This window comes from Nonlabens sp. SCSIO 43208 (assembly GCF_050703575.1).
In the GTDB taxonomy this organism is placed as follows: domain Bacteria; phylum Bacteroidota; class Bacteroidia; order Flavobacteriales; family Flavobacteriaceae; genus Nonlabens; species Nonlabens tegetincola.
The window spans coordinates 79,433-103,574 of sequence record NZ_CP065365.1; the positions used below are offsets into that span (position 1 = coordinate 79,433).

36 protein-coding genes are annotated in these 24,142 nt (G+C 36.2%); 5 read left to right on the forward strand and 31 right to left on the reverse strand.

Going from position 1 to position 24,142, the window contains the following annotated elements; translation table 11 throughout:
- Positions 1–14 precede the first annotated feature (14 nt).
- From rpsD to rpsL, 30 genes are all read right to left on the reverse strand, one after another.
- A complete protein-coding gene (gene rpsD, locus I5168_RS00375) occupies positions 15–620 on the reverse strand; it encodes a 30S ribosomal protein S4 (protein WP_042278934.1) in 606 nt (201 codons plus the stop codon).
- A 71-nt stretch (positions 621–691) separates the two neighbouring features.
- A complete protein-coding gene (gene rpsK / locus I5168_RS00380; protein WP_042278932.1) occupies positions 692–1,081 on the reverse strand; it encodes a 30S ribosomal protein S11 in 390 nt (129 codons plus the stop codon).
- Positions 1,082–1,093: 12 nt separating this feature from the next.
- Complete coding sequence (gene rpsM, locus I5168_RS00385; protein WP_042278930.1) at positions 1,094–1,468, reverse strand: 30S ribosomal protein S13; 375 nt, start codon at positions 1,466–1,468, stop codon at positions 1,094–1,096.
- Positions 1,469–1,471: 3 nt separating this feature from the next.
- Positions 1,472–1,588: a type B 50S ribosomal protein L36 gene (gene ykgO, locus I5168_RS00390; protein ID WP_042278928.1), complete on the reverse strand. Its 117-nt coding sequence runs from the start codon at positions 1,586–1,588 to the stop codon at positions 1,472–1,474.
- A gap of 2 nt (positions 1,589–1,590) precedes the next feature.
- Positions 1,591–1,806: a translation initiation factor IF-1 gene (infA, locus tag I5168_RS00395; RefSeq protein ID WP_011710675.1), complete on the reverse strand. Its 216-nt coding sequence runs from the start codon at positions 1,804–1,806 to the stop codon at positions 1,591–1,593.
- Positions 1,806–3,137, reverse strand: coding sequence for a preprotein translocase subunit SecY (gene secY / locus I5168_RS00400; RefSeq protein ID WP_060523006.1), 1,332 nt, complete (start codon positions 3,135–3,137; stop codon positions 1,806–1,808). The genes infA and secY overlap by 1 nt, the downstream gene beginning before the upstream one ends.
- Positions 3,138–3,146: 9 nt before the next feature.
- Positions 3,147–3,599, reverse strand: coding sequence for a 50S ribosomal protein L15 (rplO, locus tag I5168_RS00405; protein ID WP_431472127.1), 453 nt, complete (start codon positions 3,597–3,599; stop codon positions 3,147–3,149).
- 10 nt (positions 3,600–3,609) lie between these two features.
- Entirely contained in the window at positions 3,610–3,789 is a 180-nt protein-coding gene (gene rpmD, locus I5168_RS00410; protein ID WP_042278921.1) for a 50S ribosomal protein L30, read from the reverse strand.
- 11 nt (positions 3,790–3,800) lie between these two features.
- Positions 3,801–4,325: a 30S ribosomal protein S5 gene (gene rpsE / locus I5168_RS00415; RefSeq protein ID WP_042278919.1), complete on the reverse strand. Its 525-nt coding sequence runs from the start codon at positions 4,323–4,325 to the stop codon at positions 3,801–3,803.
- Between the two features lie 19 nt (positions 4,326–4,344).
- Positions 4,345–4,692 carry a 50S ribosomal protein L18 gene (gene rplR, locus I5168_RS00420; protein WP_105018475.1) on the reverse strand — a complete coding sequence of 116 codons (348 nt, stop codon included), beginning with the start codon at positions 4,690–4,692 and terminating at the stop codon, positions 4,345–4,347.
- Between the two features lie 12 nt (positions 4,693–4,704).
- On the reverse strand, positions 4,705–5,247 hold the full coding sequence (gene rplF, locus I5168_RS00425) for a 50S ribosomal protein L6 (RefSeq protein WP_042278915.1): 543 nt from the start codon (positions 5,245–5,247) through the stop codon (positions 4,705–4,707).
- Between the two features lie 9 nt (positions 5,248–5,256).
- Positions 5,257–5,655, reverse strand: a complete 399-nt coding sequence (gene rpsH / locus I5168_RS00430; protein WP_042278913.1) for a 30S ribosomal protein S8 — start codon at positions 5,653–5,655, stop codon at positions 5,257–5,259.
- 20 nt (positions 5,656–5,675) lie between these two features.
- Positions 5,676–5,945 carry a 30S ribosomal protein S14 gene (rpsN, locus tag I5168_RS00435; RefSeq protein WP_042278911.1) on the reverse strand — a complete coding sequence of 90 codons (270 nt, stop codon included), beginning with the start codon at positions 5,943–5,945 and terminating at the stop codon, positions 5,676–5,678.
- Position 5,946: 1 nt separating this feature from the next.
- Positions 5,947–6,498, reverse strand: a complete 552-nt coding sequence (gene rplE, locus I5168_RS00440; protein ID WP_042278909.1) for a 50S ribosomal protein L5 — start codon at positions 6,496–6,498, stop codon at positions 5,947–5,949.
- Positions 6,499–6,500: 2 nt separating this feature from the next.
- Positions 6,501–6,812: a 50S ribosomal protein L24 gene (rplX, locus tag I5168_RS00445; protein ID WP_105018474.1), complete on the reverse strand. Its 312-nt coding sequence runs from the start codon at positions 6,810–6,812 to the stop codon at positions 6,501–6,503.
- Between the two features lie 9 nt (positions 6,813–6,821).
- The gene (rplN, locus tag I5168_RS00450; RefSeq protein ID WP_042278906.1) at positions 6,822–7,190 is read right to left on the reverse strand and encodes a 50S ribosomal protein L14; all 369 of its coding nucleotides are present in this window, start codon (positions 7,188–7,190) and stop codon (positions 6,822–6,824) included.
- On the reverse strand, positions 7,190–7,447 hold the full coding sequence (gene rpsQ, locus I5168_RS00455; protein ID WP_042278905.1) for a 30S ribosomal protein S17: 258 nt from the start codon (positions 7,445–7,447) through the stop codon (positions 7,190–7,192). Before rpsQ ends, rplN begins: the two co-directional genes overlap by 1 nt.
- Positions 7,448–7,452: 5 nt before the next feature.
- The gene (gene rpmC, locus I5168_RS00460; protein WP_042278904.1) at positions 7,453–7,635 is read right to left on the reverse strand and encodes a 50S ribosomal protein L29; all 183 of its coding nucleotides are present in this window, start codon (positions 7,633–7,635) and stop codon (positions 7,453–7,455) included.
- Between the two features lie 6 nt (positions 7,636–7,641).
- Positions 7,642–8,061 carry a 50S ribosomal protein L16 gene (gene rplP / locus I5168_RS00465; RefSeq protein WP_042278902.1) on the reverse strand — a complete coding sequence of 140 codons (420 nt, stop codon included), beginning with the start codon at positions 8,059–8,061 and terminating at the stop codon, positions 7,642–7,644.
- Positions 8,062–8,073: 12 nt separating this feature from the next.
- Positions 8,074–8,790 (reverse strand): 30S ribosomal protein S3, encoded by a 717-nt coding sequence (rpsC, locus tag I5168_RS00470; protein ID WP_042278900.1) that lies wholly within the window; start codon positions 8,788–8,790, stop codon positions 8,074–8,076.
- Between the two features lie 8 nt (positions 8,791–8,798).
- Positions 8,799–9,209, reverse strand: a complete 411-nt coding sequence (gene rplV, locus I5168_RS00475; protein ID WP_105018473.1) for a 50S ribosomal protein L22 — start codon at positions 9,207–9,209, stop codon at positions 8,799–8,801.
- Between the two features lie 8 nt (positions 9,210–9,217).
- Positions 9,218–9,496, reverse strand: coding sequence for a 30S ribosomal protein S19 (gene rpsS, locus I5168_RS00480; protein ID WP_042278897.1), 279 nt, complete (start codon positions 9,494–9,496; stop codon positions 9,218–9,220).
- 3 nt (positions 9,497–9,499) lie between these two features.
- Positions 9,500–10,324 (reverse strand): 50S ribosomal protein L2, encoded by an 825-nt coding sequence (gene rplB, locus I5168_RS00485; protein WP_042278895.1) that lies wholly within the window; start codon positions 10,322–10,324, stop codon positions 9,500–9,502.
- Positions 10,325–10,336: 12 nt separating this feature from the next.
- The gene (gene rplW / locus I5168_RS00490) at positions 10,337–10,627 is read right to left on the reverse strand and encodes a 50S ribosomal protein L23 (protein ID WP_042278893.1); all 291 of its coding nucleotides are present in this window, start codon (positions 10,625–10,627) and stop codon (positions 10,337–10,339) included.
- Between the two features lie 2 nt (positions 10,628–10,629).
- Positions 10,630–11,259: a 50S ribosomal protein L4 gene (gene rplD / locus I5168_RS00495; RefSeq protein WP_042278891.1), complete on the reverse strand. Its 630-nt coding sequence runs from the start codon at positions 11,257–11,259 to the stop codon at positions 10,630–10,632.
- Entirely contained in the window at positions 11,259–11,876 is a 618-nt protein-coding gene (gene rplC, locus I5168_RS00500; protein WP_060523007.1) for a 50S ribosomal protein L3, read from the reverse strand. Before rplC ends, rplD begins: the two co-directional genes overlap by 1 nt.
- A gap of 89 nt (positions 11,877–11,965) precedes the next feature.
- Positions 11,966–12,271, reverse strand: coding sequence for a 30S ribosomal protein S10 (gene rpsJ / locus I5168_RS00505; RefSeq protein WP_008992279.1), 306 nt, complete (start codon positions 12,269–12,271; stop codon positions 11,966–11,968).
- 12 nt (positions 12,272–12,283) lie between these two features.
- Positions 12,284–14,410 carry an elongation factor G gene (gene fusA, locus I5168_RS00510; RefSeq protein WP_042278886.1) on the reverse strand — a complete coding sequence of 709 codons (2,127 nt, stop codon included), beginning with the start codon at positions 14,408–14,410 and terminating at the stop codon, positions 12,284–12,286.
- Positions 14,411–14,413: 3 nt separating this feature from the next.
- Positions 14,414–14,890, reverse strand: coding sequence for a 30S ribosomal protein S7 (gene rpsG, locus I5168_RS00515; RefSeq protein WP_042278884.1), 477 nt, complete (start codon positions 14,888–14,890; stop codon positions 14,414–14,416).
- Positions 14,891–14,917: 27 nt separating this feature from the next.
- Positions 14,918–15,292, reverse strand: a complete 375-nt coding sequence (rpsL, locus tag I5168_RS00520; protein WP_015361172.1) for a 30S ribosomal protein S12 — start codon at positions 15,290–15,292, stop codon at positions 14,918–14,920.
- A 213-nt stretch (positions 15,293–15,505) separates the two neighbouring features.
- Here rpsL and I5168_RS00525 point away from each other — a divergent pair, with 213 nt between their 5' ends.
- The 5 genes from I5168_RS00525 to rlmB all read left to right on the forward strand — a co-directional run bounded on the left by I5168_RS00525 (position 15,506) and on the right by rlmB (position 23,457).
- Entirely contained in the window at positions 15,506–17,116 is a 1,611-nt protein-coding gene (locus I5168_RS00525) for a BamA/TamA family outer membrane protein (protein ID WP_431472128.1), read from the forward strand.
- A gap of 118 nt (positions 17,117–17,234) precedes the next feature.
- Positions 17,235–20,282, forward strand: a complete 3,048-nt coding sequence (locus tag I5168_RS00530) for a SusC/RagA family TonB-linked outer membrane protein (protein ID WP_167343215.1) — start codon at positions 17,235–17,237, stop codon at positions 20,280–20,282.
- Positions 20,283–20,293: 11 nt separating this feature from the next.
- Positions 20,294–21,799, forward strand: coding sequence for a RagB/SusD family nutrient uptake outer membrane protein (locus tag I5168_RS00535; RefSeq protein ID WP_105018468.1), 1,506 nt, complete (start codon positions 20,294–20,296; stop codon positions 21,797–21,799).
- 18 nt (positions 21,800–21,817) lie between these two features.
- Entirely contained in the window at positions 21,818–22,633 is an 816-nt protein-coding gene (locus I5168_RS00540) for a hypothetical protein (RefSeq protein ID WP_105018467.1), read from the forward strand.
- Positions 22,634–22,722: 89 nt separating this feature from the next.
- Positions 22,723–23,457 (forward strand): 23S rRNA (guanosine(2251)-2'-O)-methyltransferase RlmB, encoded by a 735-nt coding sequence (gene rlmB, locus I5168_RS00545; protein ID WP_105018466.1) that lies wholly within the window; start codon positions 22,723–22,725, stop codon positions 23,455–23,457.
- Positions 23,458–23,460: 3 nt separating this feature from the next.
- On the opposite strand, the gene I5168_RS00550 is transcribed toward rlmB, so the two are convergent.
- Complete coding sequence (locus tag I5168_RS00550; protein WP_431472129.1) at positions 23,461–24,141, reverse strand: rhomboid family intramembrane serine protease; 681 nt, start codon at positions 24,139–24,141, stop codon at positions 23,461–23,463.
- Position 24,142 lies beyond the last annotated feature (1 nt).

The following is a 24,142-nucleotide window of genomic DNA, read 5'->3' on the forward strand; positions in this document are numbered from 1 at the left end:
GGAATTGTTGGTTATTATTTAGAGTAAAGCTCTACGATTAATTGTTCTTTTATGTTTTCCGGAATCTGGATACGCTCAGGAACCGAAACAAAAGAACCAGACATAGTTGCTTTATTGAATGTAACGAAATCATATACATGCTCATTAGAAGAAAGAGCATCATCAATAGATTGTAATGATTTAGACTTTTCACGAACAGCAACTTCGTCACCAGCTTTTAACTGATAAGATGGTATATTAACTAACTTACCGTTAACTGTAATGTGTCTATGCGAAACTAACTGACGAGCTCCACGTCTAGATCTTGCAAGACCCATACGATAAACCACGTTATCTAAACGAGATTCACAAAGTTGAAGTAAAACTTCACCTGTAATACCAGTACTTCTTACAGCCTTTTCAAACATTAAACGAAACTGCTTTTCAAGTACCCCATAGGTGTATTTAGCTTTTTGCTTTTCCTTTAATTGAACTGCATACTCTGATTCTTTTCCACGGCGTCTATTATTACCGTGCATTCCTGGAGGATAATTTTTCTTTTCCAGGGCTTTACTAGGGCCAAAAATTGGTTCTCTAAACCTTCTAGCAATTTTTGCCTTAGGACCTCTATATCTTGCCATTTAATATAAATTTAATGTGGGATGCTATGAATTCAGGTCAATATCCTTCGATAGCGCTAATAATTCCCTTGTTATACTCTTCTACGTTTTGGTGGACGACAACCATTGTGTGGTAACGGCGTAACATCAATAATTTCAGTTACTTCTATACCGGCATTATGGATACTACGAATTGCGCTTTCTCTTCCATTTCCTGGACCTTTAACATAAGCTTTTACCTTACGTAAACCAGCTTCGTGAGCAACTTTAGACGCATCCTCAGCAGCTAACTGCGCTGCATATGGAGTGTTTTTCTTCGATCCACGGAAACCCATTTTTCCAGCAGATGACCAAGAAATAACTTCACCCTTTTTATTTGTTAAAGAGATAAGAATATTATTGAAAGATGAAGAAATGTGAGCTTCTCCGTGACTATCAACAATTACCTTACGTTTCTTTGTTACAGTTTTAGACTTTGCCATTTGACTTAATTATTATTTAGTTGCTTTCTTTTTATTTGCAACGGTCTTACGCTTACCTTTACGAGTTCTCGAGTTATTCTTAGTTCTCTGACCTCTTAGTGGTAAACCACTACGATGACGAATACCGCGATAACACCCAATATCCATTAGACGCTTAATGTTAAGCTGAGTTTCGGAACGAAGTTCACCTTCTATAGTGAATTCTCCAACAGCGGCACGAATTTTACTGATTTCATCATCATTCCAATCGTTAACTTTCTTATCTAAACCAACACCTGTTGAGATAAGAATTTCTTTAGCACGACTTCTACCTACACCATATATGTAAGTTAATGCTACTTCACCACGTTTATTTTTAGGTATATCTACCCCTGCAATTCTAGCCATAGCTTAACCTTGTCTTTGTTTAAATTTTGGATTTTTTTTGTTGATGACATACAAACGACCTTTACGACGTACAATTTTGCAGTCAGCACTTCTTTTCTTAAGTGACGCTCTTACTTTCATAATTAGTATCTATAAGTGATCCTTGCTTTCGTTAAATCGTAAGGACTCATTTCAAGTTTTACTTTATCTCCAGGTAATAATTTAATATAGTGCATGCGCATTTTACCTGAAATATGCGCTGTAACAACATGACCATTTTCTAGCTCAACACGAAACATTGCATTCGATAAAGCTTCAATAATAGTACCATCTTGTTCAATTGCTGCTTGTTTAGCCATTATGCTACTGCTTTTCTATTTTTACCAGTTTTAATTAAACTATCGTAATGTTTATTCAACAAATAAGCATTAATCTGCTGCATTGTATCTATAGCTACACCGACCATAATCAATAATGACGTTCCACCATAAAACAGTGCCCATGCCTGAGTAACACCAAAAAGTGAAACGATGGCAGGGAATATTGCAACAGCCGCCAAAAATACGGAACCTGGAAGAGTTATCAAAGACATTATTTCATCTAAATAATCAGCTGTTTCTGTACCAGGACGAATTCCAGGAATAAAACCGTTACTTCTTTTCAAATTATCCGCCATCTCATTGGTTTTAACCGTAATTGCTGTATAGAAATAAGTGAAAATAATGATTAACAATGCAAAGACCAAATTATACCAGAAACCAAATATATCGCCAAAAGCATTACCTACTTCCTTGGCCCAACCAGCTTCAAGATTACCGATAGCTGCTGGAACAAACATAATAGCTTGAGCAAAAATAATAGGCATAACACCTGAAGCATTAAGCTTAAGCGGAATGTATTCCCTTGCACCACCAACTACCTTTTCATAACTACCAGTTGCGGATCTTCTTGCATATTGCACCGGTATTTTTCTTACTGCCATCACTAACATAATACATGCTAGAATTACCAACAACCAAATCACCACTTCAATAATAATAACAAACAATCCACCAGTTCCATTATATCTTGAGGTAATTTCCTGAATAAATGCCTGTGGTAATGTAGCAATGATTCCAACCATTATAAGTAACGATATACCGTTACCTATACCTTTATCAGTTATTTTCTCACCTAACCACATAGCAAAAATACATCCAGTAACTAGGATAATTGTACTAATGGTAATGAAACCAGCACCTCTACCATCTATAAATGCATCTTGAGGAACACCCAAAGTTTCTAAGGTCAACAAGTATGTAGGTGCTTGAATTACGCAAATACCTATGGTTAACCATCGTGTTATCTGATTAATTTTTCTACGCCCAGACTCACCTTCCTTCTGTAATTTTTGAAGATACGGAATAGCTAATCCCATAAGCTGAACGACAATGCTAGCTGAGATGTACGGCATAATCCCTAAGGCAAAAACTGAGGCATTAGCAAATGCTCCTCCTGTGAAGGCATTTAAAATACCACCTATTCCAGTATCAAAATTATCAGCAAAACCACCAAGTTTCGTAGAATCAATACCTGGAAGCACTACTTGAGCTCCAAAACGATAAACAAGAAGAAGGCTTAAAGTCATAAGAATACGATCTTTAAGCTCTTCTATTTTCCAAATATTTTTAAGAGTATCTATAAACTTCATGTGGATAGATTAAATTGTTACTGCTTCACCACCAGCTTTAGTAATAGCTTCTTGAGCCGACGCAGTGAATTTATGAGCGGTAACTTTAACTTTAGCAGAAAGCTCTCCTCTACCCAATACCTTAATTAAGTCATTCTTTCCTGCTAGACCTTGGCTTACGAAATCCTCTAAAGAAATATCCGAACCAAAACGATTAGCATCAACATAATTTTGGATGGTATCAAGATTAATTCCAACATATTCCTTACGATTTATGTTAGTAAAACCAAATTTAGGAACACGGCGTTGTAAAGGCATTTGTCCTCCTTCAAAACCAATTTTCTTAGAATAACCTGAACGTGATTTAGCTCCTTTATGACCTCTAGTAGAAGTACCACCTTTACCAGTACCCTGACCACGACCTATAATTTTACCAGCCTTTTTAGCTGCACCTTCAGCAGGTTTGATATTATGTAATTTCATCCTAATTTTTTTAAATGTTCTCGACTGTAATCAAATGAGAAACAGTTCTTATCATTCCTTGGATAACCGAATTATCATCGTGTTCAACAACCTGATTCATCTTTCTTAAACCAAGTGCCTCTAAAGTCTTTTTCTGGTTCGCTGTACGATTAATCGCACTTTTTACCTTTTTAATTCTCAACTTTGCCATCACTAAAACTATTATCCGTTAAACACTTTATCTAAAGAAACTCCTCTTTGCTTAGCAATTGTTGCAGCACTTCTTAATTGAAGTAAAGCGTCAAAAGTTGCCTTTACCACGTTATGTGGATTAGAAGATCCCTGATTCTTACTTAAAACATCGTGAACTCCAACTGACTCAAGAACTGCACGAATAGCTCCACCAGCAATCACCCCAGTACCAGTAGATGCAGGCATAAGTAAAACTCTCGCTCCACCAAATTTACCCTTTTGCTCATGTGGAATAGTACCATTTTGCAGTGGAATTCTTACCAAATTCTTTTTAGCATCCTCAACAGCTTTGGATATCGCTTCAGAAACTTCTTTAGACTTACCTAACCCATGACCGACTACACCATTTTCATCACCTACCACAACGATAGCAGAAAATCCAAATGCACGACCACCTTTAGTCACTTTAGTTACACGTTGAACACCTACCAAACGATCCTTTAATTCAAGTCCACCTGGTTTCACAGTTTCTACGTTTTTATATTTTTGATACATAATTTAATGTAATATGTGATTAAAATTGTAGTCCTCCTTCTCTAGCTCCTTCTGCTAATGAAAGTACTCTACCATGATATAAATAACCTCCACGATCAAAAGAAACCTTACTTACACCAGCAGCTTTTGCTTTCTCAGCAAGCTTAACACCAACTTGTTTCGCTAGGTCCATTTTTGGAGCTTTTGCATCAAGTTCTCTAGATGAAGCGGAAGCTATAGTTATACCATCTACATCATTAATAACTTGAGCATAAATTTCTTTATTACTTCTATAAACAGATAATCTAGGTCTTTCGGCAGTACCAGAAACTGTTCTTCTTATTCTCTTACGTATTTTTAATCTACGTTGTTCTTTTGAAAATGCCATTATATCTGTTTATTATGCTGATTTACCAGCTTTTCTTCTTAAAATCTCACCAACAAACTTAACACCCTTACCTTTATATGGTTCAGGCTTTCTAAATGATCGGATTTTAGCTGCTACCTGACCAACTAATTGCTTATCGTGCGAAGTAAGTTTAACTATTGGGTTTTTACCCTTTTCAGAAATTGTTTCCACTTTCACTTCCGGAGCAATGTCCAATACAATATTATGAGAAAAACCTAAAGCTAAATCTAGCTTTTGTCCCTGATTACTCGCTCTATAACCAACACCTACTAGTTCTAGCTGTTTAGTCCAACCCTCATTAACTCCTTGAACCATGTTTTGAACCAAAGCACGATATAAACCATGCTTAGCTCTGTGATCCTTTGAATCAGAAGGACGAGAAATCAACACTTGATTTTCTTCAATTTTAACTTCAACATCTGAAAATTTTTGAGATAAAGATCCCAATTTACCTTCCACATGAATGAAGTCGTCCTCAACCCTTACGGTAACACCTGCAGGAATCGCTACAGGACTTTTTCCTATTCTTGACATATTAATATATTAATAAACGTAACAAAGCACTTCCCCACCGACATTCTCTGAACGAGCCTGCTTATCAGTCATCACACCTTTAGATGTTGAAACGATAGCCACGCCTAAACCGTTCAAAATTCTTGGCAACTCTTTTGCACCAGCATACTTACGAAGACCTGGCTTACTAAGTCTTTGTAAATCCTTTATAACTGGTTCATTAGTTGACTTGTCATATTTCAAAGCTATCTTGATCACATCCTGGGCAGGAGCCTCAATTATTTTATAACTTAAAATATAACCTTGATCGAAAAGAATTTTAGTAATTTCTTTTTTAACATTAGAAGCTGGTATTTCAACAACTCTATGGTTAGCTCTTACCGCGTTTCTAATACGTGTAAGATAATCTGCTATTGGATCTGTATTCATAACTACAAAAAATCTTTATTTTACCAACTTGCTTTTTTGACACCAGGAATCAAACCTTTGTTTGCCATTTCTCTAAAAAGGACTCTTGAAATACCAAACTGACGCATATAACCTTTTGGCCTTCCGGTTAACTTACATCTATTGTGTAACCTAACAGGTGATGCATTCTTAGGTAATTTTTGAAGAGCTTCATAATCACCAGCTTCCTTCAAAGCCTGACGCTTTTCAGCATACTTATCTACTAGAGCTTGACGCTTGCGCTCACGCGCTTTCATTGATTCTTTTGCCATCTTAATTCTTTTTGAAAGGTAAACCTAGTTCTCCTAAAAGAGACTTAGCCTCCTTATCAGTATTTGCACTGGTAACGAATGTAATATCCATACCAGAAATTTTGTTTACTTTATCGATATTTATCTCTGGGAAAATGATCTGCTCAGTGATACCCAAGTTATAATTTCCTCTACCATCAAAACCATTTGCCTTAATTCCCTGAAAATCTCTAACTCTAGGCAATGCTACAGTAATTAAACGATCAAGAAATTCATACATTCTCTCACCTCTAAGCGTAACTTTGGCTCCAATAGGCATTCCTTTTCTTAACTTAAAGGAAGCAACATCCTTTTTAGATAAAGTAGCAACAGCTTTTTGACCAGTAATAGTAGTTAACTCCTCCACAGCATAATCAATAAGCTTCTTATCTGCTACCGCAGCACCTACTCCTCTACTTAAAACTATCTTTTGTAATTTAGGAATTTCCATTACATTTTTGTAACCGAATTCTTCCTGAAGAGATTTAGACACCCTTTCGTTGTATTCTTCTTTAAGTCTTGGTACGTATGACATGACTATATAGCTTGATTATTAGTTTTAGCGAAGCGAACCTTTTTACCATCTTCAGACTTGTAACCAACCTTAGTTGCTTTACCATCTGAGTCGATTAAAGACACATTAGAGATGTGAAGAGGAGCTTCCAATTCCTTTATACCACCTTGAGGATTTGTAGCGCTTGGTTTTTCATGCTTTGAAACCATGTTAACACCTTCCACAATTACGCGGTTTTTATCTTTAAGTATTTTGGTTACAACACCTTCAGAACCTTTGTGTTCACCTGTGGTAACCCTAACCTTATCTCCAGTTTTAATTTTTACCTTACTCATAATTCCTTATTATAACACCTCAGGTGCTAATGAAACAATTTTCATAAACTGCTTGTCCCTAAGCTCACGAGCAACCGGCCCAAAAACACGAGTTCCTCGCATTTCCGAATTAGGATTAAGAAGAACACAAGCGTTATCATCGAAACGAATATACGATCCGTCTGGTCTTCTAACCTCTTTCTTTGTTCTCACAACTACTGCAGTTGAAACAGCACCTTTTTTAATATTACCATTAGGTGTAGATTCTTTAACAGAAACAACAATTTTATCACCAACAGAAGCATATCTCCTTTTAGTCCCACCTAATACACGAATACAAAGAACTTCTTTAGCTCCAGTATTGTCTGCTACTTTTAATCTTGATTCTTGTTGTACCATTATTTAGCTCTTTCAATTATTTCAACTAATCTCCAGTTTTTAGATTTACTAAGAGGTCTAGTTTCCATTATACGAACTGTATCACCTTCGTTACAGTCATTCGTTTCATCGTGAGCAACATACTTTTTAGTCTTAAGTACGAACTTTCCATACATTGGATGCTTCTGACGTTTCACCTCTGAAACAACGATGCTTTTGTCCATCTTATTCGATGTAACTACACCGATACGTTCTTTTCTTAAATTTCTTGTTTCCATGTGAACTATTTGCTATTTAAAGCTGTTTTTAATCTAGCAATCGTTTTCCTAGCTTTAGTAATCTCTGAAGGATTATCTAAAGGAGACATACTATGCATTCTTCTCAACTCTGAGTAAGAAGAATTAAACTCAGCAAGTTTTGCTTGTAATTCTGTTTCTGACAGTTTTGCTATATCTGCGTTTTTCATAATATTCTATTCTTGGTAGTCTCTTGCTACGATGAATTTAGTTTTAACTGGCAATTTTTGAGCAGCTAACCTTAAAGCCTCCTGAGCAATAGCTTGAGGAACTCCTGCAACCTCAAAAAGCACACGACCTGGTTTCACAACAGCAGCCCAATATTCAACATTACCCTTTCCTTTACCCATACGAACCTCAAGAGGCTTTTTAGTGATAGGTTTATCCGGAAATATTTTGATCCAAAGAGAACCTTCTCTCTTCATATATCTAGTGGCAGCAATACGAGCCGCTTCAATCTGTCTTGAATTAATAAAATTAGAATCAAGAGATTTAATACCAAATGTACCGTAGGCTAGCTGGTTTCCTCGACCAGAGTTACCCTTCATACGGCCCTTCTGTTGCTTTCTAAATTTTGTCTTTCTAGGTTGTAACATCTCTATCTAATTTTATTTTCTACGACGACGATTTCCTCTGTTTCCAGATCCACCACCTTTACCACTCTTCTTAGATAAGCCTACCAATGGAGACAACTCACGCTTACCATAAACTTCTCCCTTCATAATCCACACTTTAATACCTAATCTTCCGTAGGTAGTATGAGCTTCAACTAATGCATAGTCGATATCTGCTCTAAAAGTAGACAAAGGAATACGTCCATCCTTGTAAGATTCTGATCGAGCCATTTCCGCTCCATTAAGACGACCTGAAATTTGAATTTTAATTCCTTCAGCATTCATTCTCATGGCAGCAGCAATAGCCATCTTTATTGCACGTCTATACGAGATACGATTCTCAATCTGACGAGCAATACTAGCTCCAACTAAATGAGCATCTAATTCTGGTCTTTTTATTTCATGAATGTTAATTTGAACATCCTTACCAGTAATCTTCTTCAACTCTTCTTTAAGCCTATCCACCTCTTGACCACCTTTACCAATAATAATTCCAGGTCTAGCGGTTGTGATAGTAATAGTCACTAACTTAAGAGTACGTTCAATAATAACTCTAGATACACTAGCCTTTGAAAGACGAGCATGAATATACTTACGTATTTTATCATCCTCAGCTAGTTTATCACCATAATCGTTTCCACCATACCAGTTAGATTCCCAACCTCTGATGATACCTAAACGATTTCCTATTGGATTAGTTTTTTGTCCCATATCCTAAATTAGTTAACCTCTTCATTATTTTTTTGACCTAACACAACAGTTACGTGGTTCGATCTCTTTCTTATTCTATGCGCTCTACCTTGAGGTGCTGGCCTTAGTCTTTTTAACATTGTACCACCATCTACACGAATCTCCTTAATAAACAAACCTGCATCAGCAACATCAGAATCCTCATTCTTAGACTGCCAATTTGCGATAGCAGACAAGACCAACTTATCCAAACGTCGTGCAGCCTCCTTAGATGAAAACTTAAGTATATTTAACGCATCCTCCACCTTTTTACCTCTAATGATATCAGCAACTAATCTCATTTTACGAGGAGATGTAGGACAATTATTTAATTTTGCTATAGCAATCTGGCTTTTTTGCTCCTTGAGCTTAGCAGCCATTTCTCTTTTACGACTTCCCATGACCTAGATTACTTTTTTCCTTTATTTTTAGCACCAGCATGTCCACGGAATGAACGAGTTGGTGAAAATTCACCTAACTTATGCCCTACCATATTCTCTGTTACGTAAACAGGAACAAACTGACGACCATTATGAACTGCAATTGTTTGACCTACAAAGTCTGGCGTAATCATAGATGAACGCGACCAAGTCTTTACTACAGCTTTCTTACCTGACTCAATATTTTGAGCAACCTTCTTTTCTAGTTTATGAAAAACGTAAGGTCCTTTTTTTAATGAACGTGCCATAACTTATTTCTTTCTGCGTTCTATTATAAATTGACTACTAGCTTTATTCTTGTCGCGAGTACGATAACCTTTAGCAGGAATACCATTACGAGATCTAGGATGACCTCCTGAAGCACGACCTTCACCACCACCCATTGGGTGATCAACTGGATTCATGGCAACAGGACGAGTTCTTGGCCTTCTTCCTAACCAACGACTACGACCAGCCTTACCACCGACGATTAACTGATGATCACTGTTTGATACAGCACCAACAGTTGCCATACACTGCTGTAAAATCATTCTAGTCTCACCAGAAGGTAACTTCACGGTAGCATACTTACCGTCTCTCGCCATTAATTGTGCAAACGCACCTGCACTACGAGCCAAAACAGCTCCCTGACCAGGATGCAACTCAATACAACTAATAACAGTACCCAGAGGAATATTAGCTAATTTCATAGCGTTACCAACCTCAGGAGCAACAGACTCACCGCTAACGATGTTTTGTCCTACCTTAAGACCATTTTGAGCAATAACATATCTTTTTTCACCATCTTGATAGCTAACAAGAGCAATAAAAGCTGATCTATTTGGATCATACTCAATAGTTGATACCGTTGCAGGTATTCCATGACGATCTCTTTTGAAATCGATTATACGGTAGCGCTTCTTATGACCGCCACCTTTATAACGCATAGTCATACGACCACTAGCGTTACGACCACCTGAACGTTTTTTCGGAGCAAGTAAACTCTTCTCCGGCTTATCAGTTGTAATAGCGTCGTAGCCATTAACAACTCTAAATCGCTGTCCAGGAGTTACAGGTTTTAATTTTCTTACTGACATCTCAGTTAATTATTATAAATTACTATAAAGGTCGATGGTATCACCATCTTTAAGTTGTACAAATGCTTTTTTAATAGCACCAGTTTTACCAACTTGAATACCTGACTTTGTATATTTCACGTTTCGCTCAATTCTAGTATTCATAGTTCTTACCTTAAGAACTGTAACACCATATTCAGCTTCCACAGCTTTTTTTATCTCAACTTTGTTTGCACTAGGAGACACTACAAAACCATAGCGATTTAACAACTCACTATCGTTAGTTGCCTTCTCTGTTATGATCGGTTTTAATAAAATACTCATAGTTACTTAGTTAAAAATTCTTCGATTTTCTCTAAAGAGCTCTCTAAAATCACTACATTATCAGCATTCATTACACTGTAAGTGTTTAATCCTGAGGTAGTTACAACGTTAGCTGCTTTCAAATTTCGCGATGACAAATATACATTATTATTTGATTCACCCAATACAAATAGAGATTTTTTATCAGAGAGACCTAAACCTTCTAAAACTTCTAAAAAATTCTTTGTTTTAGGAGCATCAAAATTGAAATCTTGAACTACATGTAAAGTACCTTCAGAAGCCTTCAAACTTAAGGCACTTTTACGAGCTAATCTTTTTTGATTCTTATTCAGTTTAAAAGAATAGTCACGTGGTACAGGACCAAAAATTCTACCACCACCTCTAAAAACTGGTGATTTAATAGAACCTGCACGAGCAGTTCCTGTTCCTTTTTGCTTCTTAATCTTTCTTGTACTTCCAGCAATTTCTGCTCGTTGCTTAGCTTTATGAGTACCTTGACGTTGTGCAGCTAAATACTGCTTAACATCTAAGTATATAGCATGCTCACTAGGCTCTATTCCAAAGACATTATCAGCCAACTCAACTTGACGACCTGTGTCTTTACCCTTAATGTCTATAACTGCTACTTTCATTACTTCTCAACTATTACATAAGAGTTTTTGTGACCAGGAACACAACCTTTAACTACTAAAAGGTTTTTATCTGCTACCACTTTAAGCACTCTTAAATTTTGAACTTTTACTTTTTCATTCCCCATTTGACCAGCCATACGCATACCTTTAAATACACGAGCAGGATAAGATGCTGCACCGATAGAACCAGGAGCTCTTAATCTGTTATGCTGTCCATGAGTTTGTTGTCCAACACCGCCGAAACCATGACGTTTTACAACACCTTGGAATCCTTTTCCTTTACTAGTTCCAGAAACATCAATAAAGTCACCTTCATTAAACATTTCAACAGTGATTGAATCACCTAATTTGTACTCCGCATCAAAACCTTGGAATTCAACTACTTTTCTTTTGACACCAGTACCTGCTTTTTTAAAGTGCCCGATAGCAGCTTTAGAAGCATTCTTGTCTGATTTGTCATCGAAACCTAATTGAAGGGCCTCATACCCATCTGTTTCTTCGGTTCTGACTTGGGTAACAACACAAGGACCGGCTTGTATGATCGTACAAGGGATATTTTTCCCGTTCTCATCATAAATGCTGGTCATTCCGATTTTTTTTCCTATTAACCCAGACATATTTATTTATTATAAAATGATTTTACTTATTTAAAAAAGAGTTACGCTTTCGCGAAAGCGTAACTCAAATATTTGATTATTAAATCTAATTAGACCTTAATCTCTACTTCAACACCACTAGGAAGCTCTAATTTCATTAGGGCATCAATAGTTTTAGAAGAAGAACTATAAATATCTAACAGACGCTTATAAGAGCTTAATTGAAATTGCTCACGAGACTTTTTATTAACGTGAGGAGATCTCAACACTGTGAAAATCTTCTTGTGTGTAGGAAGTGGGATTGGACCCGTTACTACAGCACCAGTACTCTTTACTGTCTTTACAATTTTTTCAGCAGATTTATCTACCAAATTGTAATCGTAAGATTTAAGCTTGATTCTGATTTTTTGACTCATCTTTTGAAAAAATTAATTATTTGAACCATTTGCTGCAGCAATCACTTCTTCACTTATATTAGAAGGAGTTTCTGCATAGTGTGAAAATTCCATCGTTGACGTAGCACGACCTGAAGACAATGTTCTCAATGAGGTAACATAACCAAACATCTCTGATAATGGAACATTAGCTTTTACCACTTTAGAACCTGAACGGTCACCCATATCATTTACCTGACCTCTACGACGGTTCAAGTCACCAACGATATCACCCATGTTTTCTTCAGGAGTAAGTACCTCTAACTTCATGATAGGCTCCATAATAACCGCCTTTGCAGCCTTGGCAGCATTTTTAAAACCAAGTTTTGCAGCAAGCTCGAAAGATAACTGATCCGAGTCAACATCGTGGTAAGAACCATCAACTAAAGTAACTTTAAGGCTATCAACTTCGTAACCTGCAAGAGGTCCGTTTTTCATAGCTTCTTTAAATCCTTTTTCAACAGAAGGAATAAATTCCTTTGGTACGTTACCACCCTTAATTTCAGATACAAATGTTAAACCATCTTTACCTTCTTCCGCAGGCTCCATTACAAATACGATATCAGCAAATTTACCACGACCACCAGATTGTTTCTTGTAAACTTCTCTGTGTTCAGCACGTGCTGTAACAGCTTCTTTGTACTCAACCTGTGGCTGTCCCTGATTTACTTCTACTTTAAACTCACGCTTAAGACGGTCTACAATAATATCTAAGTGAAGCTCACCCATTCCAGATATAATAGTTTGTCCTGAAGCTTCATCAGTACGAGCTGTAAAAGTTGGATCTTCTTCTGCTAATTTAGCAAGAGCCATACCTAACTTATCTACATCAGCCTTTGTTTTAGGCTCTACAGCAATACCAATTACTGGATCAGGGAATTCCATTGATTCAAGAACAATTGGGTTCTTTTCATCAGACATGGTATCACCTGTTTTAATATCTTTAAAACCAACTGCAGCTCCAATATCACCAGCCTCGATGAATTCAATAGCATTTTGTTTATTAGAATGCATTTGGTAAATACGTGAAATACGCTCTTTTTTACCAGATCTATTGTTTAAGATATACGAACCTGCATCTAAACGTCCTGAATAAGCTCTAAAGAACGCTAGACGACCTACGAAAGGATCTGTAGCAATCTTAAATGCTAATGCCGCGAAAGGCTCATCTACAGAAGGCTTACGTGTAATTTCTTCTCCTGTATCTGGATTTGTTCCTACAATCGCATCCTTATCTACCGGAGAAGGTAAATAACGACAAACAGCATCAAGTAGGAATTGAACTCCTTTATTCTTAAATGCACTACCACAAACCATTGGAATGATAGACATATCCATTACAGCTGCACGTAATGCCGCGTGAATTTCATCCTCAGTAATAGAATCCTCATCTTCCATGAATTTTTCAAGCAAGCTTTCATCATAAGCAGCAACTTCTTCTATTAAAAGTGCTCTGTATTCTCTAGCTTCTGCTTTTAATTCTTCTGGAATATCAATTACGTCAAATGTAGCTCCTTGTGTATTATCGTGCCATACAATAGCTCGGTTCTTAACAAGATCAACTATTCCTTTAAAGTCAGCTTCATCACCGATAGGTAAAACGATAGGCACCGCATTAGAACCTAACATTTCCTTAACCTGATTACAAACCGCAAGGAAATTAGAACCTTGACGGTCCATTTTATTAACAAATCCCATACGTGGGACTTTATAATTATCTGCTAATCTCCAGTTAGTTTCTGACTGAGGCTCAACACCATCAACTGCACTAAATAAGAATACCAATCCATCAAGTACACGTAAAGATCTATTTACTTCAACAGTAAAATCTACGTGACCAGGAGTATCGATAATATTAAAGTGATAATCCTTAGTTTCAGGTAATCTTTGAGCATTTTCCATAGGAAACTGCCATGTACAAGTTGTTGCAGCAGAAGTAATTGTAATACCACGCTCCTGCTCCTGCTCCATCCAGTCCATTGTTGCAGCACCATCATGCACCTCACCAATTTTATGTGAAACTCCTGTATAATAAAGTATACGCTCAGTAGTTGTTGTTTTACCAGCATCAATGTGAGCGGCAATACCAATATTTCTTGTGTATTTTAAATCTCTAGCCATGTCTTAGAATCTAAAGTGTGAGAATGCTTTATTAGCCTCTGCCATTTTGTGCGTATCCACACGTTTTTTAACAGCAGCACCTTCTTCTTTTGCAGCAGCAAGTATTTCAGCAGCTAATTTTTGAGAAAATGATTTTTCGTTACGCTTACGAGCATATCCAATTAACCATTTCATTGCTGTAGAAATTTTGCGATCTGGTCTAATCTGCATAGGGATTTGAAAAGTAGCACCACCTACACGTCTACTGCGCACCTCTACGTGAGGCATTACATTAGATAAGGCATCTTTCCAAAGCTCCAAAGCTGTTTTTTCTTCGTCTTGATTTTTCTCTTCTACGATATCCATTGCATCGTAAAAAAGTTTAAATGCTATCGACTTCTTTCCATGCAACATCATCATGTTTACAAAGCGAGTCACTAGCTGGTCGTTAAAACGTGGATCCGGAAGGATAGGACGTTTTTTTGCCTGTCTTTTTCTCATTTCTGTTGTTTCAGATTGTTAATTGAATTACTTCTTAGGGCGTTTTGCACCATACTTAGATCTACGTTGCGTGCGGTCTGCAACACCTGCTGTGTCCAAAGCACCACGTACAATGTGATATCTAACTCCTGGTAAATCTTTTACCCTTCCACCTCTAACTAATACTATCGAGTGCTCTTGTAGATTGTGACCTTCTCCTGGAATGTATGCGTTTACTTCCTTACCATTTGTAAGTCTTACACGAGCAACTTTTCTCATTGCCGAGTTAGGCTTTTTAGGCGTAGTAGTGTAAACACGCGTACATACTCCACGACGTTGCGGACAAGAATCTAAGGCAGCCGATTTACTCTTCTTAGTTATTTTGGCTCTTCCTTTTCGTACTAATTGTGAAATTGTTGGCATATTATTTTACGCTAAATATGTTAAATCCCTATTTTTAGGGTCGGCAAAGGTATAAATATTATTTTGTTATTCAAACCTCACTTTCAAATATTTACAATAAAGTTTATTTAAAAACGTTTTTACCCTATCAAAAAAGTTAAGCACACATACAAAAACCCTGTTTTATTTAATGAGAAAAATTACATACTAGGAGTACTTTTTACCCTTTTTTCTTTGTCCTTATTATATAGCCAACAATTTGATATATTTAATTTCATCTATTCAAATAGTCAAAAAACCACAGATACAATAGTCATATCTAGCAACTCTTTTGAAGAGTCAAAAAGAAAATCAGACAGCATCATTAAACTCTATCAAAATATTGGTTACATACGTTTACAGTACACCTCCATCAACCAAAATAAAACCAATCGCTATAGCCGAACGATATTCTTGAATCAACCGATAAAGGGAATAAATGTTCGTATACCAAAAGATTATTATTCAAAATATGAGTTTTTAAAAAGTATGCTTCCGCGAAAGCGAGAAATAAAAATACCTTTCAAACATAAAGACAGTTTACTAAATCTAATCACGAACTCTTTTTCCGAACAAGGGTTCGTATTCACTGAAACCAAATTGCTCTTTTTAAAAGAAACACAGGACACACTTTTCTCCCGCCTTACATCATCTACTTCAGAAAAAAGACGAATAGACAACATAGAAGTTAAGGGTTATAAAAAATTTCCAAAGAAAATCATCAAGTCACAAATTATTAACAAGAGCTTTACCCCTAAATTATCGACGGTAATTAATAAAAAAATAAATAGTATCCCATTCATCGAGTCCACAAGAAATTCGGAATTGTTGTTTCAAGAAAACTCCACTACTCTCTATCTATATCTAAAAAAGAAAAACATAAACACCGCTGAAGGTTTGTTAGGCTTCAATAACAACAATGGCAAACTAGAATTAAATGGTTATCTAGATCTGTATTTAGAGAACAACTTTGACGCTGCTGAAAGATTTCAACTTACCTATCGGAATGATCAAGAAGATCAAACCAGGGTACACTCAGCATTTACAATTCCATACGTAGCACAATCTAATTTTGGTTTGGGCGCATCTTTGGAAATTGTACGAAGAGATAGCACATACCAAAGAAACAACTTTGAAATAGGAACATCGTATAAAATAGATTGGAATAACACTATCACATTAAATTACGAAAGTCAAAATACCACGGACAGCGGGACGATACTCTCATTAAATAATCTTGAAACGGATCGTTCTGGATTGAACATTGGTTATAGATTAGAAAAATGGTCAACAGATTTATTGCACCGTCAAAATCTAATCTTCCAACTGAAGATAGGCACAGGAACAAGAGAATTACCAGAGGACAAAGAAAATTATTTGAATATTGACGCAACCATTACAAAACTTTGGCATCTATCAAATAGAAGTAAGATTCTAAGTTCTTTGAAAAGCCAAATTTTAAAAACAGATAAAATTCAATTTAATGAGTTGTATCAATTAGGTGGAAACAACAGCATAAGAGGCTTTAATCAAAATAGCATTGATAGCTCGCAATATGCAACCCTACTTTTAGAGTATAGATACAATTTATCTCCAACTTTATACATAAACAGTATTACAGATGCTGGTATTTTCCAAAGCTTTATTGACGATAAAGCAGAATATTTAACAGGATTTGGAGTAGGTGTAGGAATTTTAACAAATTCAGGAATACTAAGTTTAAATATCGCTTCAGGAAATTTTGAAGACGCTAACTTTAATCTAACCAACCTTATAGGCCATATAGAATATAAGGTTTTGTTCTAAAAAGGTTATACAAATGTTAAGCCAATATTAAATTTCCTAATAAAATAAATAGTTAAAAGTTGTTTTATTAAGTCTTTTTTTTGATTTTTACAGCTGGCTAATTCAAATAAATCTAAACATGAAAACAAAATTTAAAGGAATTTTGACGCTATTACTAGCGTTAGTTGCGCAAGTAGCTTTTGCGCAGCAGACTGTTACCGGTACGGTATCAGATGCAGATGGACCTGTTGGAGGTGCAACAGTGTCTATTAAAGGTTCGAATACCTTCGCATCAACTAATTTTGATGGTGAATATAGTATTCAAGCTAACCCTGAAGACGTGCTTGTCTTTAGTTATGTAGGATATGATGCTAAAGAAGAGACCGTTGGTAATAGAACAGTTATCGATGTAACACTTAGTTCTGCTCTTGAAGAGGTAGTAGTTCAGGCATATCGTACTTCATCTACCAAAAGGAGTAACATTGCTGCAAATGTTATTACCGCTAAACAAATCCAAGACAGACCTAACGCAAGTGCTATTCAAAGGTTACAAGGTCAGGTACCTGGACTTATTATTCAAACGGCTTCTGGTCAACCAGGCGCAAACTCTACAATTCAATTAAGAGGTGTGAGTTCTATTAATGGTAACACAGAGCCACTTATCATTATAGATGGTATTCCTGTTGATGAAGATGCCTTCAGAACAATAAACCCATTGGATATTGAAAGTCAGACTGTACTTAAAGATGCGGCAGCAACTGCAATCTATGGTAATAGAGGTGCAAATGGTGTGATTATCATCAAAACTAAAGGTGGTGCTTATAATCAAGAGCTTCAAGTTAGTTATACGGGACAGACTAGAATTACGGAATTAATAGACACAGAGTATGACCTGTTCAACTCACGTGACTACTTAAGGCTAGAAAACGAACGAGGAATCGGTCTAGGTGCAACTTTAACAGACGCTGAAATAAATGCATATGCGGTTAACACCGACTGGAGTGATACTTTCTATAGAACTGGGTTTAGTCAATTACACAATTTATCTCTAAGATCTGGTGGTAAAAACTTGAACCAATTCACATCTGTTAACTACACATACGAAGAAGGTTCTTTACAAGCATCAGACTTACAGAGATTTACGGTTAGAAACAATTTAAATGTAAAGTCAGATAATGATCGCTTTAATTTGGCAACCTCTCTTCAAGTAGGATATTCTAAAAACAATTCTCAGTCAGAGCCTGAGACAAGAAATAATGCTATTTACTTTAATTCTATCTATAATTCTAATTTTGGTTTACCTTATTTTGATCCAAACAATTATGATACAAGAATAGAGGAATGGGTTGGTAGTTTACAGGCACGTTTGTCTCCATATGTTACCTTAGACAACATTTTATTCAATGGTAATAGAGAAGATGAAATGAAAATCATTGCTGGTGCAAATTCATCTTATAAAATTAGTGATAATTGGACAGCGAGATACAACATTGGTGTGGATTATCGTCAACAAACATTTTTAAGATACGCCGATCCTAATTCTGCTCTAGCAAGAGTAAGAGCAAGTTTCATTGGACCTGGAGAAGTAGAAGGATTTCAAACTGAATCATTTTTCAATGACTTTAGATTTAATTCGACTGCAAGCATAGGTTATAAGAAAACTTTTGGTGCGAATGAAGACGGAAGTAATGGTCACACAATATTAGCAAACGGATATGTAGAATATGTAAAGGCTCACTTTAAAAGTTTCGGCTTTTCTCAGACAGGTTTAGACCCAAGAACATTTAGTCCTGGAAATGACGGTGGGGCATTCATTGGTGACAATGAAGATAATGACGAATTTGTTCCAACGGTTAACTCTGGAAAAGGTAGTACTGGTCTATTCTCATATTTTGCAGAATTTGATTATGATTATGCTGACAAATATGGTTTTGGTGCAACAATTCGTAGAGATGCTTCATCAAGATTTAGCGGAGACAACAAATGGGGTACTTTTTGGTCTGTTGCAGGTAGATGGAATATTTCGGAAGAAGCATTTATGAAAGATGTAAACTGGGTTAATTCATTAAAACTAAGAGCATCATATGGTAGCGTAGGTAATGACCGAATTGCTTCAACTTATTACGGAGCTCTTAACAATACAAGAACTTTATTTACTACAGGATTATCATATGCTGATAATCAAACCTTCGTAAGATCTCAACTAGGAAATGCAGACTTGAGATGGGAGTCGGTAAACACGGCAAACCTTGGTATTGATTATGAATTATTTAACCGAAGATTAAGAGGTACATTAGATTTCTATAACAGAAAAACTACTGATTTATTTTCACCGAGATCTGTTTCTACTTTAGTAATTGCTAGTGGTACACAGCAAGCTAACATTGGAGACTTGGTGAATCGTGGTATTGAATTAGGAGCTAGATTTGATTTAATCATTCCAAAATCAAATAAAGGATTTGATTTAGACATATTTGCTAACGTAAGTTACAATGAAAATGAGGTAACTTCAATTGATGCTCCAGATGGAATCATCGATAATGGTTCATCAGTAATCCAAGAAGGAGCTCAATTAAATGAATACTTTGTAGTGCCTTATCTAGGAGTAAATCCAGCAAACGGTAACTTGTTATTCTTAGATGCTAATGGAAATCCAACGGAAGCTCCAACACTAGATGATAGAAGATTAACTGGAACTGATACTGTGCCAGATTTCCAAGGTGGATTTGGTTTTGAAATGAACTACAACAACTTCTTTTTTGAAACTCAATTTAGTTTCATGACTGGATTACAAAGATTTGACTTTAATCAACGTGACTATTATGACATCAATAATTTAGGTCAAACTCAATTATCTAGCGACCTTACAAGATCGTGGACGCCAACAAATAGAGTTACAGATATGCCATCTTTAGCAGCTACTAATATAGCTACTGGACCATTATCAGATAGATTCTTAATAGACTCAGACTTTTTAAGAGTTCGTTTCATGCAATTGGGTTACAACTTTGATGAGACAGCATTAGATAAAATTTTCCTTGACAGTGCTAGAATATATGTAAATGCTGAAAACTTAGTTACTTGGACTAAGTGGTTAGGATCTGATCCAGAAAGTACACGTTTATCAGAATACAACAGATACCCAACACCACGTATTTTTAGTGTAGGTATTGATTTACAATTTTAATTTTAAAAGCAATGAGAAAAATATTTTTAACTTTAGGACTCGCAGCTGCCTTGTTTAGCTGTGAAGACGCAACTGAAATAATTCAGCCGAGTGAATTCGGATTTGATACTGCGTTCCAAAATGCGGACGATGTAAAAACAGCTGTTTTTGGAATCTACGGAAATGCAAATAGAACTACGGGTATCGCATTTACATCATATTTCACTGATGAATGTGGATTAGGTGAAGCTGGAAACAACGGTAACGAATCACACAGACTTCAGCTTAATGTAAACAATGCGCAAGCATCAGGTATATGGACTGGCTACAATAGTGCCATAAGAAATGCAAATATTTTCTTTGAAGGAGCAGCTCTAGTTACTCCAGCTGATGCTGCAGAACAAGCTACATATGATGAAGCTTTGGGTGAAGCACATGCTTTAAGAGCATATGCCTACTCTCAATTGCTTGCTTACTTTGCTCAAGATTTATCTGATCCTTCTAGTTTGGCAGTACCAGTATATGATTTTGTACCTGGTGTAGAAGACAGATTACCACGTAATACGGTGGCAGAAGTTGTTCAATTTATTAATGATGACTTAGATGCAGCTGATAATTTATTAACACAAGCTGGAACTGCATACACCGTAGACTTTATTTCACTTGATTTTGTAAATGCATTGAGAGCTCGTGTTGCTGCATATGTTGGTGACTACCCAAGAGCATCCAATTTTGCACAAGCAGTGTTAGGTAATTTTACTTTACCTACTACCGCTAACGCTGCTCAATTTACAGAGGTTTGGCAAGACATAAATGGTACAGCTACTTCACAAGAGGTTATTTTTAAATTTAATAATACTCTTGCTGTTGGGAGCAGTATGGGACAAATATGGAATACTAATTCAAGTGACGTAACAGGTTCACCATTATATGAGGTTGGAAGAAGACTTTTTAATGAATTAGAAAGTAATAGTTCAAATTTCGGTGATATCAGAAGACAAGTGTGGGTAGATCCATCTTCATTAATTTCTCCTGATTACCCTAATGCAACAAATCCTCGAGAAGACGACATTCTGGTTGTGGATAAATATCCAGGAGACCCTTCTTTACCAGGTCTGGTTGGTGGATATACTAATGATCAGAAAGTGTTTAGAACAGCTGAAATGCATTTTATTCTTGCTGAAGCAGCTGTTGAAAATGGAGATTTACCTGGTGCTGCAGCACAATTGAAAATTGTACGTGATGCTAGATACACTAGCCCACAGGCCGCACCGACTTATTCTAGCGCTACTGAAGCATGGGCAGATATCATGGCGGAACGCTATATTGAGTTAGCTTTTGAAGGGCACCGTTACATTGATGTTAAAAGATTAGGAGCACTTGCAAACCAAGGTTATGATAGAAATGACACGGACTGTTCACTTTACCCTGCACCTGAATGTGACATAAGCTTCAATGACTTTAGAGCCAGAGCATTACCGGTTCCTGCTGTAGAAGTAAGAGGTAATCCTACAATTACTCAAAACGACGGTTATTAATAAAATAAATTTAGTAAGATGAAAAACTTAAAATATAGCTTTATAGCAATCGCGACGCTTTTTTTAATAATTGGTTGTGAATATGAGCCTAAAATATTTGATGGTAATGGAGACTTAACCTTAGTTCAGTTTTCAAGATCCACTTATAACTTAGAAATTGAAATTGATGCGACAGGAGAATTAAATATTCCTGTACAATCATCAACGTTAGCTTCAACTGATAGAACTTTTAATGTAAGTGTTGTAAATGATGGAACAACTGCAATCACTGGTAGTTATTCAGTTCCGACTTCTGTAACTATTCCTGCAAATGAATACGAGGGTATTTTAACTATTTCAGGAACTGATGTTATGGGTGTTGACACAAATGCTGAAACATTAATCATTCAATTAGAAGAAGGCGCTGATTTTGCATCCGGAGGAGATGCTATTATAAGTGTTTATCAAGTTTGTCCAATACCTTCTACCTATATGGTTGGATCGTACGAAATATCGGATTTACAACCAGTATTCAGTGGATCGAATTTTGACACAGCAGATGTTAACATTACGGTAGGATCAAGTGCAACACAACGTACTTTTAATACAACATGGTCAGGTAATAATATATCTGTAGTTCTAAACTTAGTTTGTAATGAATTAATATATGCGAGTACTAATGACACTGGATTTGTAGCTGGTACACCACAAGGTCCAATTATCATTACAACTTCAACAAGCGGAAATACATCATACGATGTAAATGATGATAGCTTATTTGTAGTTCAATACGATAATCAAGCTGGTGGATTCGGAACTTTCGGTGGATCATTTATATTGGTTAAAAACCCATAAGGGTATATAACTAAACCTATAAAAATCCCGTCCTTAAGGACGGGATTTTTTTATTAGTCAAATCTTAATAATAAAACTATTTTTGCAGCATGAGTAAGACATCTTTTATATATGGTATTCGAGCTATCATTGAAGCCATTGAATCAGGAAAAGAAATTGATAAAATATACCTTTTAAAAGGTGGTGATGGCGTTCTAGCTCAACAGCTCAAAAAGGTTGCTGGGACTAAAAATATTTCAACTAGCTATGTGCCCATTGAGAAATTGGACCACCTTGCAAAAGGAAATCATCAGGGAGCAGTTGCCAGAATAGCAGCTATCTCCTATTCCAACTTAGAAGAAATATTAGAAAAAATTGACTTAGATACAAATCCAACTTTCTTGGTTTTAGATGGGATTACAGATGTACGTAACTTCGGCGCTATTGCTCGTACTGCAGAATGTACAGGAATTGCGGCTATAATTATACCTACAAAAGGTAGTGCGAGTATTAATGCAGATGCGATTAAGACAAGCGCAGGTGCCTTATTTAATATTCCTATCTGTAAAGTAAATCACGTGAAAGATGCGTTGTTTATGTTCCAATCCTACGGTATTCAACTGGCAGGAGCTACAGAAAAAGTTGATCAAGTACTCTACAATGAAAATCTCAATCTACCAATTGCGGTAGTTATGGGAAGTGAAGAGCGAGGTATACAGCCATCGGTCATAAAAATGCTAGACTACAAATTAAAATTACCGATGTTAGGAGATATCGCATCCCTTAATGTATCAGTAGCTTGTGGTGCTATACTTTATGAAATAACTAGGCAAAAAATGTCGTAGTCGTCACTCCTCTTCCTCACAAGGAATTTCAAAAAAATTACCTTCATCATCAAACTGCTGCATAAAAGGATCCTTTGAACTATCATAATTTCTAAGTTCCCATTGGAACTTTCTTTTTTCCGGCATCTTGTTTTTTGTAAACAAAGCAATGACTAGTCCGGTTATGAAACCACTAAGATGTCCTTCCCATGACATTCCTTCCTTAATAGGTAGCATATACCATATTAAACTCCCATAAAAAAAGGCAATTAAAAAACTTAAGGAAACCAATCGATAGTGTTTAACTAATAGCCCTTTAAAAAACAGAAAACTTACTAGCAGATAAATAATACCACTTGCACCAATATGATAACCATTGCTTGCAATTAACCAGGTTAATATTCCTGTACTTAACAAGCCTATAATAAAAACAAACCAAAACTGTTTCCTATAGAAATAATTGAGTAAAACAAGAAGTATGAAGGAAGGCACTGTATTACTCCACAAATGTTGTAAACTACCGTGAATGAAAGGACTTGTAAAGATCCCCTTTAAACCAGCTATACTTTTAGGATATATACCCATTTTGTTAAATCGGATATGAAAAGTTACTTCTACATAATAAACTAACCATATCAATAGAACAAAAAGTACGGCAGGAAGGAAGGTTATACCATCAAACTTAAAATACTCCTTATCTTGCATA

Excerpts from the sequence above, each read along its gene's own strand:
- rpsD (WP_042278934.1), bottom strand. The coding sequence starts at position 620 with ATGGCAAGATATAGAGGTCCTAAGGCAAAAATTGCTAGAAGGTTTAGA.
- rpsK (WP_042278932.1), bottom strand. The coding sequence starts at position 1,081 with ATGGCAAAGTCTAAAACTGTAACAAAGAAACGTAAGGTAATTGTTGAT.
- rpsM (WP_042278930.1), bottom strand. The coding sequence starts at position 1,468 with ATGGCTAGAATTGCAGGGGTAGATATACCTAAAAATAAACGTGGTGAA.
- ykgO (WP_042278928.1), bottom strand. The coding sequence starts at position 1,588 with ATGAAAGTAAGAGCGTCACTTAAGAAAAGAAGTGCTGACTGCAAAATT.
- infA (WP_011710675.1), bottom strand. The coding sequence starts at position 1,806 with ATGGCTAAACAAGCAGCAATTGAACAAGATGGTACTATTATTGAAGCT.
- secY (WP_060523006.1), bottom strand. The coding sequence starts at position 3,137 with ATGAAGTTTATAGATACTCTTAAAAATATTTGGAAAATAGAAGAGCTT.
- rplO (WP_431472127.1), bottom strand. The coding sequence starts at position 3,599 with ATGAAATTACATAATATCAAACCTGCTGAAGGTGCAGCTAAAAAGGCT.
- rpmD (WP_042278921.1), bottom strand. The coding sequence starts at position 3,789 with ATGGCAAAGTTGAGAATTAAAAAGGTAAAAAGTGCGATTAATCGTACA.
- rpsE (WP_042278919.1), bottom strand. The coding sequence starts at position 4,325 with ATGTATCAAAAATATAAAAACGTAGAAACTGTGAAACCAGGTGGACTT.
- rplR (WP_105018475.1), bottom strand. The coding sequence starts at position 4,692 with ATGGCATTTTCAAAAGAACAACGTAGATTAAAAATACGTAAGAGAATA.
- rplF (WP_042278915.1), bottom strand. The coding sequence starts at position 5,247 with ATGTCAAGAATAGGAAAAAGTCCTGTAGCGATTCCTGCAGGTGTTACC.
- rpsH (WP_042278913.1), bottom strand. The coding sequence starts at position 5,655 with ATGAATACAGATCCAATAGCAGATTATCTTACACGTATTAGAAACGCG.
- rpsN (WP_042278911.1), bottom strand. The coding sequence starts at position 5,945 with ATGGCAAAAGAATCAATGAAAGCGCGTGAGCGCAAGCGTCAAGCTCTA.
- rplE (WP_042278909.1), bottom strand. The coding sequence starts at position 6,498 with ATGTCATACGTACCAAGACTTAAAGAAGAATACAACGAAAGGGTGTCT.
- rplX (WP_105018474.1), bottom strand. The coding sequence starts at position 6,812 with ATGAGTAAGGTAAAAATTAAAACTGGAGATAAGGTTAGGGTTACCACA.
- rplN (WP_042278906.1), bottom strand. The coding sequence starts at position 7,190 with ATGGTACAACAAGAATCAAGATTAAAAGTAGCAGACAATACTGGAGCT.
- rpsQ (WP_042278905.1), bottom strand. The coding sequence starts at position 7,447 with ATGGAAACAAGAAATTTAAGAAAAGAACGTATCGGTGTAGTTACATCG.
- rpmC (WP_042278904.1), bottom strand. The coding sequence starts at position 7,635 with ATGAAAAACGCAGATATAGCAAAACTGTCAGAAACAGAATTACAAGCA.
- rplP (WP_042278902.1), bottom strand. The coding sequence starts at position 8,061 with ATGTTACAACCTAGAAAGACAAAATTTAGAAAGCAACAGAAGGGCCGT.
- rpsC (WP_042278900.1), bottom strand. The coding sequence starts at position 8,790 with ATGGGACAAAAAACTAATCCAATAGGAAATCGTTTAGGTATCATCAGA.
- rplV (WP_105018473.1), bottom strand. The coding sequence starts at position 9,209 with ATGGGAAGTCGTAAAAGAGAAATGGCTGCTAAGCTCAAGGAGCAAAAA.
- rpsS (WP_042278897.1), bottom strand. The coding sequence starts at position 9,496 with ATGGCACGTTCATTAAAAAAAGGACCTTACGTTTTTCATAAACTAGAA.
- rplB (WP_042278895.1), bottom strand. The coding sequence starts at position 10,324 with ATGTCAGTAAGAAAATTAAAACCTGTAACTCCTGGACAGCGATTTAGA.
- rplW (WP_042278893.1), bottom strand. The coding sequence starts at position 10,627 with ATGAGTATTTTATTAAAACCGATCATAACAGAGAAGGCAACTAACGAT.
- rplD (WP_042278891.1), bottom strand. The coding sequence starts at position 11,259 with ATGAAAGTAGCAGTTATAGACATTAAGGGTAAAGACACAGGTCGTCAA.
- rplC (WP_060523007.1), bottom strand. The coding sequence starts at position 11,876 with ATGTCTGGGTTAATAGGAAAAAAAATCGGAATGACCAGCATTTATGAT.
- rpsJ (WP_008992279.1), bottom strand. The coding sequence starts at position 12,271 with ATGAGTCAAAAAATCAGAATCAAGCTTAAATCTTACGATTACAATTTG.
- fusA (WP_042278886.1), bottom strand. The coding sequence starts at position 14,410 with ATGGCTAGAGATTTAAAATACACAAGAAATATTGGTATTGCCGCTCAC.
- rpsG (WP_042278884.1), bottom strand. The coding sequence starts at position 14,890 with ATGAGAAAAAGACAGGCAAAAAAACGTCCTATCCTTCCGGATCCACGT.
- rpsL (WP_015361172.1), bottom strand. The coding sequence starts at position 15,292 with ATGCCAACAATTTCACAATTAGTACGAAAAGGAAGAGCCAAAATAACT.
- I5168_RS00530 (WP_167343215.1), top strand. The coding sequence starts at position 17,235 with ATGAAAACAAAATTTAAAGGAATTTTGACGCTATTACTAGCGTTAGTT.
- I5168_RS00535 (WP_105018468.1), top strand. The coding sequence starts at position 20,294 with ATGAGAAAAATATTTTTAACTTTAGGACTCGCAGCTGCCTTGTTTAGC.
- I5168_RS00540 (WP_105018467.1), top strand. The coding sequence starts at position 21,818 with ATGAAAAACTTAAAATATAGCTTTATAGCAATCGCGACGCTTTTTTTA.
- rlmB (WP_105018466.1), top strand. The coding sequence starts at position 22,723 with ATGAGTAAGACATCTTTTATATATGGTATTCGAGCTATCATTGAAGCC.
- I5168_RS00550 (WP_431472129.1), bottom strand. The coding sequence starts at position 24,141 with ATGCAAGATAAGGAGTATTTTAAGTTTGATGGTATAACCTTCCTTCCT.